This is a genomic window from Rhizobium sp. BK529 (assembly GCF_014194105.1).
Taxonomy (GTDB): Bacteria; Pseudomonadota; Alphaproteobacteria; order Rhizobiales; family Rhizobiaceae; genus Rhizobium.
In genome coordinates, this window is the sequence record NZ_JACIAU010000001.1 from 1,792,878 (window position 1) to 1,805,386 (window position 12,509).

The following is a 12,509-nucleotide window of genomic DNA, read 5'->3' on the forward strand; positions in this document are numbered from 1 at the left end:
GCTTACCCAGGTCAAACTAAAGCCTTCCCAGAAACGGGCGGCCTTGGAATATTATTCCCTGCAGGCAAGAATCGCATGAAACCCAATCGGATTAGTACTTTCAAAAATCCAGGGATTGCTGGGCAGACGGCGGCGGGCCGACATGCACGCCTTCGAGTTCCAACATGCGAAGCTTGGAGGTCGAACCGCCGGGTGCCGAAAACCCACCGATCTTGCCGCCGGCGGCAAGCACGCGATGGCAGGGAATGATGAGCGCGACGGGGTTCTTCGCCATCGCCTGGCCCACATCTCGCGCCGCTTCCGGTCCTGCGCCTAGCTCCTTCGCCAGCGTGCCGTAAGTCGTCGTGCGACCCCAGCCGAGGCGGCGTGCGGCTACATAAATATCTCGGAAAAATGCGTCCTGACCGTCGAGATCGACGGCTACGCTAGAGAAATCGACTTCCTCGCCTTCGAAGTAGCGCTTCACCGCAGAAACCGCTTCCAGAATTTGCGGCGTCGGTGCGCCAGGTTCAGCAACTGGCAAACGGCGCAACAACAGGCGTTCGGTCGACTCGGCGCTCTTCGTCGGCAGCTGGAATCGTGTCACGCCGCCATCGCTCCAGGCAATGCCGCAAAAGCCGCCGGCGGTTTCGAAGATCAGATATTGGTGCACTTTCTGAGCCATGGTGAAGCCTCGCATTCCGTCGGATACAAGAATCGTACCGCGGAAGCTTAAGTTCAACCCATTTCTTGCGCGTGTCTCGATAAAGCATCACGCAGATGCGGCAGTCGCAGCGAGCGTGTATATTTGTGGCCTCTTTGCCTTCGCCTTGCCTTTTACCGCATCGAGCAATGCATAGCCGCCGGTCCAGCGGCCAAAACCGCTGGCGATGTTGATATGACCTGCGAGACCGATATTGCGGACCTCGGTTTTCCAGAGACGGGCATAGAAGCTCAAGCGGTCGAGCGACATGTATTTGTCGTCGAGACTGCCGACGGTGAGGCTCGGAAACGGAAGCGGGGTTGTCGGCATGGGGCCGAAGGCGAGCGAGCCGGGATGCAGTCGCTCCGTTGCCGGAAGATCACAAGGGGCGACCAGAAGTGCTCCCTTTACTCGATGACCAAGCGGCCTGCCGGCGAGCCTCGCCGTCAGGATGCAGCCGAGGCTATGGGCAACGATATAGGCTTCTCCAGCCTCCAACAGCGCCTGCTCCAGCCGGTCCATCCAATGGTCCAGGCGCGCGTGGTTCCAGTCGTCCTGTCCGATCATCCGGCTCTGCGGCACATCGCTCATCCAATAGTGCTGCCAATGCCCCTCGCCGGAACCGAACAGGCCCGGCACGATCAGGATTTTTGTCATGGCTTTCTCCTGGCGAAAGCGCAGCAATCTGCCGCTTCGCATCCTCGCCAGAATTATCCATAGTTTTCATAGACTAAAAGGAACAAAGCTCCAAAACCCACGTCAAAGCTGGAAAATCCATCGCAGAAGTCACTATCGCCTCAACCGCTCCGATCAAATTTCGGAACAAGCAGTTCCCTGAGGGGTTAAGGAAAGGCCACCAAAAGATGAAAATCGAAGGAGGATAGTCCTCATGCCTAAATCTCTTATCGCCGCATCGCTGCTTGCCATCGGCATGGCGTCATCGGCATTTGCCCAATCCAATCCGGACACTATCGGCCCGACCAATGGCGGTTCCACGGACCCGGGCTCGGGCAATTACTCGTCCGATTATACGAGTGACAGCAATGGCATCCATCCGGTTCCCACCAGCCCGGTAGACCCGACCACTACGCAGAGCATCGGCGGCGGTCAGGCAATCGAATGCCCGGGAATGCCGCAGCAGAATACGGGCGTCGATACGCGCGGCGGCGAAAGCGGCGCTTCGATCAGCGAGGTATGCCGTGAACACGACAATTGATCGGGCAAAGACCCGATCCTGGAGAGAGGCCGGCTCGACCGGCCTTTTTCGTGTCCGCCTCATGAAACTCCTGGTCCGATGATCCACCGTCGGCCTGCTTACAGAAGCCGCTGGATGAATCTAGCGTTCGTCGTTCGAGGACCGGTTCAAGCGGCTCTGGGAATTCTACCTGTTCTATTGCAAGGCAGGGTTCCGCGCCCCACGATATCGATGTGCGGCAGGTGCTCTTTTCGTGCAACTGATCATTCCGCTGGATGCGCCGTCACCGTTCGGTGACCAGTGTTCAACGGCCGATCACGCCAGCCGGTGAAGCGGTTCACCATTGCGAAATAGAGACCATAAGGCAAAATCCGCAGGAGCTTCAGTACATAGGTGAAGCGCCTTGGGAAGGCGATCTCGAAAGCCTGAGATTTGAGACCCGCTGCAATGCGCTCGGCGGCCGTCTCCGGCGAGATCAGTGCTGGCATCGGAAAGCCGTTCTTTCGTATCGCAGGCGTGTCAATGAAGCCCGGATTGATGAGCTGGATGCGGATGCCGATCTTGTCGAGATCGAACTTCAGGCTTTCGGCCATGTTGATCAGAGCCGCTTTGGTCGCGCCATAAGCTGCACTGGTCGGTAATCCGGTGTAGCCGGTCGCCGAGGAAACGATGGCGATCTGCCCCTGCCCTTTCGCCTTCATATGGCTGATGGCCGGCAGCAGACAATTGACGACACCAGATAGGTTGACCGCGAATGTCTGTTCGAAATCGGCTCGGTTCAGATCCTCGCCGTGGACAGGGCGAAAGACGCCCGCACAGAGGATCGCCATGGCGAGCGCACCCTGTTCGTATTCGATCGAGGCCATGACATGTTCCATGTCCTCGGCATCAGTAACATCGCCATCGAGAACGATGATGCTGCCGGGCAAGCCGGCTGCCTCGACTTGCAATTCCACCAGTTTTGCGTGATTACGGGCAGTGGCCGCGACCCTGTATCCCTCGCCTGCAAGCTTTAGCGCCAGCGCGCGCCCTATTCCCGAGCTTGCACCGGAAATCCAGACGATGCCATGTTCCGGGCGAGCGATAAAATTGCGCATGACACTTCCTCCGGTCTGCCGATATGAGCTCGAAAACAGGCCCGGAAGCTCCTCATCTCTCCCGGGACCATGGCTCTATCACAGCATTGTGGCTGCTTTCAGCCGATGAGGTCGCCGATGATCTGCCGGAAGGGGCCAGTGAGGTTGATCGGTCCATCCGAAACGGCAAAGGCAATGCAAGGCCGCTCCTTTTCCGCGACAGGACGATGGTTGACGGCCGCGTCGGCAACCGAGATATCTCCCGGCCCACGACGTGACGGCAGCGTTGGAAGAGCGGCTGGAGTCAATCTTCGGATCACCGCTTGCGCGGAGACGACGAAAGGCTGGAAATGGAAGACTAATTTTATCGCGGGCTCCAGAGGCATGGAATAGGATTTCTTGCCAATGCCGCCTTGTGAAGGGAAAAGACCGTTCCTAAACTATGCGTAAACGAGGCAGATTCCATGACCTTCCACCCCTCCGTAATCGAGGCTATCGGCAATACGCCCCTCATCAAGCTCAAGGGTGTTTCCGAGGCGACCGGCTGCACTATCCTCGGCAAGGCCGAGTTCCTGAACCCCGGACAGTCGGTGAAGGACCGTGCGGCGCTCTACATCATCCGTGATGCGGAGAAGAAGGGGCTGCTCAAGCCCGGCGGCGTCATCGTCGAGGGCACGGCGGGCAACACCGGCATCGGCCTGACGGTCGTCGCAAAGGCGCTCGGCTATCGCACCGTCATCGTTATTCCGGAGACCCAGAGCCAGGAAAAGAAGGACGCGCTGCGCCTGCTGGGCGCCGAGCTCGTTGAAGTTCCGGCCGTGCCTTACAAGAACCCTAACAATTATGTGAAGGTTTCGGGGCGCCTCGCCGAACAGCTCGCCAAGAGCGAGCCGAACGGCGCGATCTGGGCCAATCAGTTCGACAATGTCGCCAACCGCCAAGCGCATATCGAAACCACCGCACCTGAAATCTGGAAAGATACTGACGGCAAGATCGACGGCTTCATCTGCTCAGTCGGCTCCGGCGGCACGCTTGCCGGAGTTGCGGCCGGTCTGAGGAGCTTCAACAAGGACATCAAGATCGGCATCGCTGATCCCGAGGGTGCGGCGCTCTACGAGTTCTACAAAAACGGCGCATTGAAATCCGAGGGCTCATCGATCACCGAAGGCATCGGACAGGGACGCATTACCGCCAATCTTGAAGGCTTCACGCCCGATTTCTCCTACCACGTCACCGATGCTGAATCGCTTCCCTACCTCTTCGATCTGGTCGAGCACGAGGGGCTTTGCCTTGGGGGCTCTACCGCAATCAACATTGCCGGCGCGGTGCGTCTTGCCCGGGACCTCGGTCCCGGCCATACGGTTGTGACGATCCTCTGCGACTATGGCAATCGCTATCAGTCCAAGCTCTTCAATCCGGACTTCCTGTTATCCAAGGGTCTTCCCATTCCTGCATGGATGGTGGGCTCGACGGACATCAAGATACCCTACGAACCTGCAGCGTGAGAACCGATGCCAGTCAATGCCCTCTACCGTGACGACTTCTATCTCTCCACATGTGAAGCGGTCGTCACGGCCGTTCATGAAGACGGCGGCATCGAACTGGATCAGACGTGCTTCTACGCAACATCTGGCGGACAACCGGGTGATACCGGCTTCTTCGAACGCACCGACGGCTCTAAGATAGAGCTTACTCTGGCAAAGCATGGCGCCACCAAGGACATGGTCATTCATGTACCGCTGGAAGGCCAGGCGCGACCGGAAACCGGCGAAAAGCTGGTGTTGCATATCGACTGGCCGCGCCGCTACAAGCTGATGCGCATGCACACGGCCTGCCATCTGCTCTCCGTCGTCTGCCCCTATCCGATTACCGGCGCTGCCGTCGGCGAGGATGAAAGCCGTGTCGATTTTGACATGACCGACACGATCGATAAGGATGAAGTGACGGCCAAGCTGATGGACCTCGTCAACCAGAACCATCCGGTCTATGTTCAATGGATTACGGATGAGGAACTTGCCGCCAATCCTGGTATCGTCAAATCGAAGAATGTGCGCCCGCCTGTCGGCCTCGGCCGTGTCAGCCTCGTTTGCATCGGCGAAAATTCCGCTGTTGACAGCCAGCCCTGCGGCGGCACGCATGTTTCTGAAACACAGGAAGTTGGTCAAATTCATATTGCCAAGATCGAGAAGAAGGGCAAAGAGAACCGGCGCTTCCGCATTCGCTTCGGCACACCCGGCGATGAAGCTTGATATCTGGGGGGATCATCATGAGCGAGATCAAGAGCCGTTTTGTCGTCGCTGCCGACTGGCTGCAAGCTGAACTCGGCAAGCCCGATCTGCGCGTCCTCGACGCATCCTTCTATCTTCCGGCGCAGAAACGCGATGCCGATGCCGAATATGCCGCCGGCCATATTCCGGGCGCGATCCGTTTCGATCAGGACAAGATCGCCGACCACTCGTCGAACCTGCCGCACACGATCCCCTCGCCCGATTATTTCGCCGCGGAAGTCGGCAAGCTCGGCATCAGCGAGAACGACCGCATCGTCGTCTATGACGGTATCGGCATGTTCGCCTCGCCGCGCGTCTGGTGGCTGTTCCGGGTAATGGGCGCGAAAAACGTCTTCGTGCTCGATGGCGGCCTCGACGGCTGGAAAGCTGAGGGACGGCGGCTCGAGACAGAAGTGCCGCACTATGTCCCGGCAACCTTCACGACAAATTATGATGCAAGCCGCGTCGTCTATCTCGACCAGATGCGCGATATCGTTTCCAGCGCTGCCCTGCAGATCGCCGATGCCCGCAGCGCCGGCCGTTTCGCAGCAACCGAGCCGGAACCGCGTGCCGGCATGCGCTCCGGTCATATGCCCGGCGCCCGCAGCCTGCCATCAGGCGTCTTTGCCAATCAAGGCCGCTTCAAGTCACTGCCCGAACTGAAGCAGACGATCGAGGATGCTGGCATCGACCTTTCCAAGCCAGTCGTCACCTCCTGTGGTTCGGGCATTACGGCTGCCATCATCACGCTGGCGCTGGAATCGCTGGGGCATACCGACAACAAGCTCTATGACGGCTCCTGGAGCGAATGGGGCAGCCGAGAGGATACGCCTGTCGTTACCGGACCGCCGGAACCGGTCAAAGCCTGACGCCCATGGGAAAGACGCCCGCCTCGCTCAAGGCCCATATCACGCGGCTTGAAATGGTTGCACCGCCGAAGGCAAGCCTGCCTGTGCCCGTCAACATCCAGACTGCGATCATGCGGGCGCCGGGCATTCCGCTCGCCTTCTATCGTTATCTCTATCGGCAAGTCGGTGCGCGCTGGCAATGGGTCGATCGGCTGAGGATGAGCGACGAAGAGCTGGCCGCAGCGCTGCATGATAAGCGCAACAATATTAGCGTCCTCTACGTCAATGGCGCACCGGCCGGCTTCTACGAATATCTTTGCGAGGACGCGGATACGATCGAGCTCTCGCATTTCGGGCTCATCGAGCACGCGCTCGGCCTCGGCATCGGCAAATGGTTCCTGCTCCAGGCACTCTATGCCATCTGGACGTTGAACCCGAAGAGGGTCACGACGACGACCAATAATCTTGATCATCCGCGCGCATTGCAGCTCTATCAGATGTTTGGCTTCTCTCCCGTCTCCACTGGGACCGCAATCGTCAGGCCGCTGAGCGACAAGGAATTGCTGGAACTAGCCAGAAGAGGCTGATTGCATTGCACCCGAACCCAGGCCTTGCCGATTCAGGCAAGAATCGGGTGGCTCGGGTGAGTTTCAGCGCAGACACTATGGCAAAGCTCATAAGGAGATTTGCCATGACCAGCATCCGGTTTTCCGCAATGCCGACAACAGATGCAGAAACGCTCTGGAGCGGCGGCCGCGACGCCTATGATCGTTTGCCGGAGACCATGATCTCCGATGGTCCGGGCCATCCCTGCCGTCACTGCCTGCGAAATATCGGCGCCGGAGAAGAACTGCTCGTCTTTGCCTATCGGCCCTTTTCAGAGCTGCAGCCCTATGCCGAGACCGGACCGATCTTCCTGCATAAGCAGCCTTGCCAGCGCTATTCCGCCGACGAGATTCTGCCTCCCGTGCTGACCACGAGCCCGGATTTCATCGTCCGCGGTTATGGTGAAGACGACAGGATCGTCTACGGCACCGGAGCGGTCACGCCAATCGAAAGAATTCCTGCCTATGCGGCTGATCTGCTCGCCCGGACCGGCATTGCCTATGTGCATGTGCGCTCAGCGCGCAACAATTGCTATCAGTGCCGGATCGACAAAGTAATGGCGCCGGCCCTTGTGGAAACCGGCGCCCTCACCTGACCTTGAGTTAGTTGCCTTACGCGACGTTGAGCGCGCTTTCCGGAGCGATGGCTTCATAACCAAGTGCATCGGCGACCGGCTTGTTGGTGATGCGCCCCCGGTGGACGTTGAGGCCATTGCGCAGGTGCTTGTCCTCGGCGATGGCGCGCAGACCGCGATCGGCGAGCGCCAGACCGTGGACCAGCGTCGCATTGTTCAGCGCATGGGCAGAGGTGACGGGGACAGCGCCCGGCATGTTGGCGACGCAATAATGTACGACGCCTTCGACGACATAAGTCGGCTCCGAATGCGTCGTCGCATGCGAGGTTTCGAAGCAGCCGCCCTGGTCAATGGCGACGTCGACAATGACGGACCCCTTCTTCATACCGGAGAGCATTTCGCGGGTGACGAGTTTCGGCGCGGCGGCACCAGGGATCAGGACAGCGCCGATGACGAGATCGGCGGAGAATACTTCTTCCTCCAACGCCTGAATGCTTGAATAGCGCGTGTGGATGCGGCCGTTGAAGATATCGTCGAGCTGGCGCAGGCGCGGCAGCGACTTATCGAGGATGCTGACATCGGCGCCGAGACCGGCGGCCATCTTGGCCGCATGCAGACCGACGACACCGCCGCCAATAATCGCGACCCTGGCCGGGAGAACGCCGGGCACACCGCCTAGCAGGATGCCAAGGCCACCATTGGCCTTCTGCAGCGCGGTCGCGCCGGCCTGGATCGAAAGACGACCGGCGACTTCGGACATCGGTGCCAACAGCGGCAGACCGCCTCGGTCGTCGGTCACCGTCTCGTAAGCGATGGCCGTAACGCCCGACGCGAGCAAGCCCTTGGTCTGTTCCGGATCCGGCGCAAGATGCAGGTAGGTGTAAAGGAGCTGACCGTCACGGAGCTGCGCCCATTCCGAAGGCTGGGGCTCCTTGACCTTGACGATCATATCGCACTTTTCGAAGATATCTTTGGCGGAGGCGGCGATTTTCGCGCCAGCAGCCACATAGGCGGCGTCATCGGCACCAATGCCGGCACCAGCCTTGCTTTCCACCCAGACCTCATGGCCGTGGGCGACATATTCTCTCACCGAAGCCGGCGTCAGACCGACGCGATATTCATGGTTCTTGATTTCCTTCGGGCAACCGACACGCATTCGCGTTCCTCTCATTTTATGTCCGCATTGCGCGGAACGTTTTCTTGGCCCTGAGATCCAACCACCGCGGCCGCGAAATGTCCTTGCAAATAGGATTTGCGCACAACCAAATTTCGAAGATTATTGCGTTGATTATCTATTTTTCGAAGGTTCTTCGAATGTCCGACCTCGATAATATCGATCTTGCGATTCTGAGGGCGCTGCAGATCAATGCGCGTATCACCAATACGGAGCTTGCGGACAAGGTGGGGCTATCGCCTTCTGCCTGTTCGCGGCGGCTTGATATTCTTGAAAAGAGCGGCGTCATCGGCGGTTATCATGCTCGGCTTTCGCACAAGGCGCTGGACTACAAGATGATCGCCATCGTGCACATATCGCTATCCGGTCAGTTCGCCAAGACCCTATCGGAATTCGAGATGGCGGTGAAACGCTGTCCGAACGTTCTCGTCTGCTATTTGATGTCAGGCGAGTACGATTATATCCTGCGGGTTGCCGCCCGCGATCTTGAAGACTACGAGCGCATCCATCGCGACTGGCTTTCGGCGCTGCCGCATGTGGTGAAGATCAATTCGAGCTTTGCGCTGCGCGAAATCATCGACAGGCCGAATGTTGGCCTCTGAGCCCTTGCAAAGCCCGTGAAATCCTGCCCTAGCTTGATGTTGCGGCCCTCTCCCGCTTCGACGGCAAGACATGAAATCCAAGACCCACGGTTATATCTTTCTGCTCCTGGCGCTGACGATCTTTTCGGCGCAGGATGCGATCTCGAAGCATCTGGCTTCCTCCTATTCGCCTATCTTCGTGACGATGGTGCGCTATTGGGCCTTCGGCCTCTTCACCCTGGTTCTGGCTTCGAAGATGCGTGGCGGAATCGCCGCCACCTCCCGCACAAAACACCCCTTTCTTCAGATTTCGCGCGGCGTTCTGCTTGCCGCGCAGGTGGTGCTGGCAATCACCTGCTTTGCGCTGATCGGCCTTGCTCACTCGCAGGCGATCTTTGCCGCCACCCCCATCATCGTCGCGCTGCTTGCTATTCCGCTCCTTGGCGAGCGAGTCGGCTGGCGCCGCTGGACCGCTATTGGCGTCGGTCTTCTCGGTGTGCTGCTGATCCTGAAACCGGAAGGCGGATTCTTCGATGTGAATCTGCTAGTCGCGGTCATCTCCTGCTTCAACTTCGCGCTCTACGTGATCGCAACACGTTTTGTGAGCCGGCAGGATTCGGCGATGACGAGCTTCTTTTATACAGGTATCGTCGGTGCCGCGGTCATGACGCTTGCCGGCCCTTTTTACTGGACGCCAATACATGGATGGGACTGGATGTGGATGCTCGCTGTCTGCCTGACCGGCACGTCGAGCCACTATTTCCTGATCCGCGCCTACGACATGCTCGATGCCGCCGCAGTTCAGCCGCTCACCTATATCCAGCTCGTCTATGCCTCCATCCTCGGTGTGCTGATCTACGGGGAAACGCTGACCCTTAACATGATCGTGGGTTCTCTGATCGTTGTCGCAGCCGGCATCTTTACAGTCTGGCGTGAACATGTCGTGGCGCGGCGTGCGGCCGTGCCGAATTGAGTTTTCGCAGCAATTTTAAGTAAGCGCCTAAAGGCATCTCAATCTTCCGCTCCTATGCTTTTCCCGAATTCGTCACAGGGATAAGCATGACACGCAATCTCAAGATCATTGCCCGGAAGGCCGACCGAAGGAGCTGCCGTGTTTTCGGCAAGATCCGTTATCTGAACAACCAAGTGGATGCCCGCATCCTCGATATTTCCGCAACCGGTGCGGCACTCGAGGTCAAAGCGCCGCTTTATGCGGCCTCGGGCAGCAAGGTGCGCATCGAAGCCGAGAATCTCGGCCTGCTCGAAGGCGTCATCCGCTGGACGCATAATGGCCGCGTCGGCATTCAGTTCGACGTCAATTCCAATGCACGTGCGCTCGTAGCCTCCTACTTCCGCTTCTTCCATCGCGACGTGCCGCGCGTCCGCTAAGGCTCTCAAACGGTGCAGCTTTCGCGGCACCGTTGCTCTTCTGTCATTTTCGCGATGTACTCCTTTGCCGATCGTTCTAAGTTCATCGAACCGGATGATGCATGATGTCCAAAGGAGTGTTTCCATGTCTTCCATTTTCGATGTGCCTGCAATGAGCCGCCGTTCTCTGCTCGGCGGACTCGCCGCCACTTCCGCTCTTGTTCTGCTGCACCCGTTCAGCGCCCGCGCTGCTGCCAACCAGGCACATTTGCGGCTGATGGAGACGACCGACATTCACGTCAACGTCTTCCCTTATGACTATTATGCCGACAAACCGAACGACACGATGGGCCTGTCGCGTACGGCAACGATCATCGACACGATTCGCGCGGAAGCGATCAACTCGCTGCTGATCGACAATGGCGACGTGCTGCAGGGCAATCCGATGGGCGATTACATGGCCTATCAGCACGGCATGAAGGACGGCGACGTCCATCCGGTCGTCAAGGCGATGAACACGCTCGGTTATACCGTCGGCACGCTCGGAAACCACGAATTCAATTACGGCCTGGACTTCATGTTCAAGGTGCTGAACGGCGCGAACTTCCCCTTCGTCTGCGCCAACCTGACCAAGGGCCAGCTCGCCTCCAATCCGAGGCAGGACGACCTGTTCTTCAAGCCCTACATCATCGTCGAAAAGCAGATCAAGGATGGCGCCGGCAATGAAAGCCCGGTCAAGATCGGCTTCATCGGTTTCGTGCCGCCGCAGATCATGCTGTGGGATATCAAGAACCTCGAAGGCAAGGCGCAGACCCGCGATATCGTCGAGGCGGCCAAGGCCTGGGTGCCGGCCATGAAGGAAGCCGGCGCCGATATCGTCATCGCACTTTCGCATTCTGGCATCGATGGCTCCGGCCCGTCCGAGAAGATGGAAAATGCCTCGCTGCACCTTGCCGCCGTCGAGGGGATCGATGCGATCTTCACCGGACACCAGCATCTCGTCTTCCCCGGTCCGAAGACCTGGGATGGCATTGCCAATGCCGATCCGGTCAAGGGCACGCTGCACGGCAAGCCCGCCGTCATGGCTGGCTTCTGGGGCTCGCATCTCGGCCTGATCGATCTTCTGCTGGAGAAGGACGGCAACAGCTGGAAGATCGTCGACTTCACCTCCGAAGCACGGCCGATCTACCACCGCGACGACAAGAAGAAGGTCGTTGCCGATGTTGCCGACAAGAAGGAAGTCGTCGCCGCCGCCAAGGCCGAGCATGAGGCAACACTCGCCTATGTCCGCACGCCTGTCGGCAAGACCTCGGCACCGCTCTATTCCTATTTTGCCCTGGTCGCCGACGACCCCTCGGTGCAGATCGTTTCACAGGCTCAGACCTGGTACATCAAGCAGATGCTTGCCGATACGCAGTTCAAGGATTTGCCGGTTCTGTCGGCGGCAGCGCCGTTCAAGGCCGGCGGCCGCGGCGGTGCAGACTATTATACGGATGTTCCCGCCGGCGATATCGCCATCAAGAATGTCGCCGACCTCTATCTCTATCCGAACACGGTTCAGGCCGTCGCCATTACCGGCGCGCAGGTGAAGGAGTGGCTGGAAATGTCGGCCGGCATGTTCAATCACATCGAACCCGGCTCGAAGGACGCAGCCCTCCTGAACAATGATTTCCCGTCCTACAATTTCGATGTGATCGATGGCGTGACCTATCAGATCGACCTGTCGCAGCCGGCGAAATATGATTCGTCAGGCAAGGCGGTCAATCCGAACGCGAACCGCATCCAGAGCCTCGCCTTCGAGGGCAAGCCGATCGATTCGGCGCAGAAATTCGTCGTCGTCTCCAACAACTACCGCGCCGGCGGTGGCGGCAACTTCCCGGAAATCGCCTCCGACAAGGTGATCTTTCAGGCACCCGATACCAACCGCGATGTCATCGTCCGCTATGTTCATGATCAGGGCACGATCAATCCCTCTGCCGATGGCAACTGGACCTTCAAGCCCCTGCCCGGTACGACCGTCATGTTCGAAAGCAGCCCCAAGGCCAAGCAGTACCTCGCCGACGTCAAGAGCGTGAAGATAGAGGATGCCGGCGAAGGTGCCGAAGGTTTTGCGAAGTTCAGGCTGGTTCTCTAATCAG

The 12,509-nt window shown here is 58.7% G+C and carries 13 protein-coding genes and 2 pseudogenes; 10 read left to right on the plus strand and 5 right to left on the minus strand.

Annotated elements, in window-relative coordinates; all coding sequences use genetic code 11:
• Nucleotides 1-100: 100 nt before the first annotated feature.
• Together FHX08_RS09050 and FHX08_RS09055 are read right to left on the minus strand one after the other, a co-directional pair.
• Nucleotides 101-664, minus strand: a complete 564-nt coding sequence (locus FHX08_RS09050) for a methylated-DNA--[protein]-cysteine S-methyltransferase (RefSeq protein ID WP_132651292.1) — start codon at nt 662-664, stop codon at nt 101-103.
• Nucleotides 665-751: 87 nt separating this feature from the next.
• Complete coding sequence (locus FHX08_RS09055; protein WP_132651291.1) at nt 752-1,339, minus strand: alpha/beta hydrolase; 588 nt, start codon at nt 1,337-1,339, stop codon at nt 752-754.
• A 232-nt stretch (nt 1,340-1,571) separates the two neighbouring features.
• Here FHX08_RS09055 and FHX08_RS09060 point away from each other — a divergent pair, with 232 nt between their 5' ends.
• Nucleotides 1,572-1,898: a hypothetical protein gene (locus FHX08_RS09060; protein WP_132651290.1), complete on the plus strand. Its 327-nt coding sequence runs from the start codon at nt 1,572-1,574 to the stop codon at nt 1,896-1,898.
• A gap of 242 nt (nt 1,899-2,140) precedes the next feature.
• Here FHX08_RS09060 and FHX08_RS09065 read toward each other — a convergent pair whose 3' ends face one another.
• Both FHX08_RS09065 and FHX08_RS09070 read right to left on the minus strand, forming a co-directional pair.
• Entirely contained in the window at nt 2,141-2,974 is an 834-nt protein-coding gene (locus FHX08_RS09065) for an SDR family NAD(P)-dependent oxidoreductase (protein ID WP_132651289.1), read from the minus strand.
• 98 nt (nt 2,975-3,072) lie between these two features.
• Nucleotides 3,073-3,222, minus strand: a pseudogene (locus tag FHX08_RS09070) (transcriptional regulator); the annotation flags it as partial.
• 195 nt (nt 3,223-3,417) lie between these two features.
• Between FHX08_RS09070 and FHX08_RS09075 the strand changes: the two are divergent.
• From FHX08_RS09075 to FHX08_RS09095, 5 genes are all read left to right on the plus strand, one after another.
• Nucleotides 3,418-4,458 carry a cysteine synthase A gene (locus FHX08_RS09075; RefSeq protein WP_132651288.1) on the plus strand — a complete coding sequence of 347 codons (1,041 nt, stop codon included), beginning with the start codon at nt 3,418-3,420 and terminating at the stop codon, nt 4,456-4,458.
• Between the two features lie 6 nt (nt 4,459-4,464).
• Nucleotides 4,465-5,202 (plus strand): alanyl-tRNA editing protein, encoded by a 738-nt coding sequence (locus tag FHX08_RS09080; RefSeq protein WP_132651287.1) that lies wholly within the window; start codon nt 4,465-4,467, stop codon nt 5,200-5,202.
• Between the two features lie 17 nt (nt 5,203-5,219).
• Nucleotides 5,220-6,089 (plus strand): 3-mercaptopyruvate sulfurtransferase, encoded by an 870-nt coding sequence (gene sseA / locus FHX08_RS09085; RefSeq protein ID WP_184327089.1) that lies wholly within the window; start codon nt 5,220-5,222, stop codon nt 6,087-6,089.
• A 5-nt stretch (nt 6,090-6,094) separates the two neighbouring features.
• Complete coding sequence (locus FHX08_RS09090; RefSeq protein ID WP_132651285.1) at nt 6,095-6,655, plus strand: GNAT family N-acetyltransferase; 561 nt, start codon at nt 6,095-6,097, stop codon at nt 6,653-6,655.
• Nucleotides 6,656-6,759: 104 nt separating this feature from the next.
• Nucleotides 6,760-7,269, plus strand: coding sequence for a DUF1203 domain-containing protein (locus FHX08_RS09095; RefSeq protein WP_132651284.1), 510 nt, complete (start codon nt 6,760-6,762; stop codon nt 7,267-7,269).
• Nucleotides 7,270-7,285: 16 nt separating this feature from the next.
• Here FHX08_RS09095 and ald read toward each other — a convergent pair whose 3' ends face one another.
• Nucleotides 7,286-8,404, minus strand: coding sequence for an alanine dehydrogenase (gene ald / locus FHX08_RS09100; protein ID WP_132651283.1), 1,119 nt, complete (start codon nt 8,402-8,404; stop codon nt 7,286-7,288).
• A 158-nt stretch (nt 8,405-8,562) separates the two neighbouring features.
• On the opposite strand from ald, the gene FHX08_RS09105 reads away from it, so the two are divergent.
• From FHX08_RS09105 to FHX08_RS09120, 4 genes and pseudogenes are all read left to right on the plus strand, one after another.
• On the plus strand, nt 8,563-9,024 hold the full coding sequence (locus tag FHX08_RS09105; RefSeq protein ID WP_132651282.1) for an Lrp/AsnC family transcriptional regulator: 462 nt from the start codon (nt 8,563-8,565) through the stop codon (nt 9,022-9,024).
• 70 nt (nt 9,025-9,094) lie between these two features.
• The gene (locus FHX08_RS09110; RefSeq protein WP_132651281.1) at nt 9,095-9,976 is read left to right on the plus strand and encodes a DMT family transporter; all 882 of its coding nucleotides are present in this window, start codon (nt 9,095-9,097) and stop codon (nt 9,974-9,976) included.
• Between the two features lie 86 nt (nt 9,977-10,062).
• Nucleotides 10,063-10,377: pseudogene (locus FHX08_RS09115) on the plus strand (PilZ domain-containing protein); the annotation flags it as partial.
• A 139-nt stretch (nt 10,378-10,516) separates the two neighbouring features.
• A complete protein-coding gene (locus tag FHX08_RS09120; protein WP_132651279.1) occupies nt 10,517-12,505 on the plus strand; it encodes a bifunctional 2',3'-cyclic-nucleotide 2'-phosphodiesterase/3'-nucleotidase in 1,989 nt (662 codons plus the stop codon).
• Nucleotides 12,506-12,509: the final 4 nt, after the last annotated feature.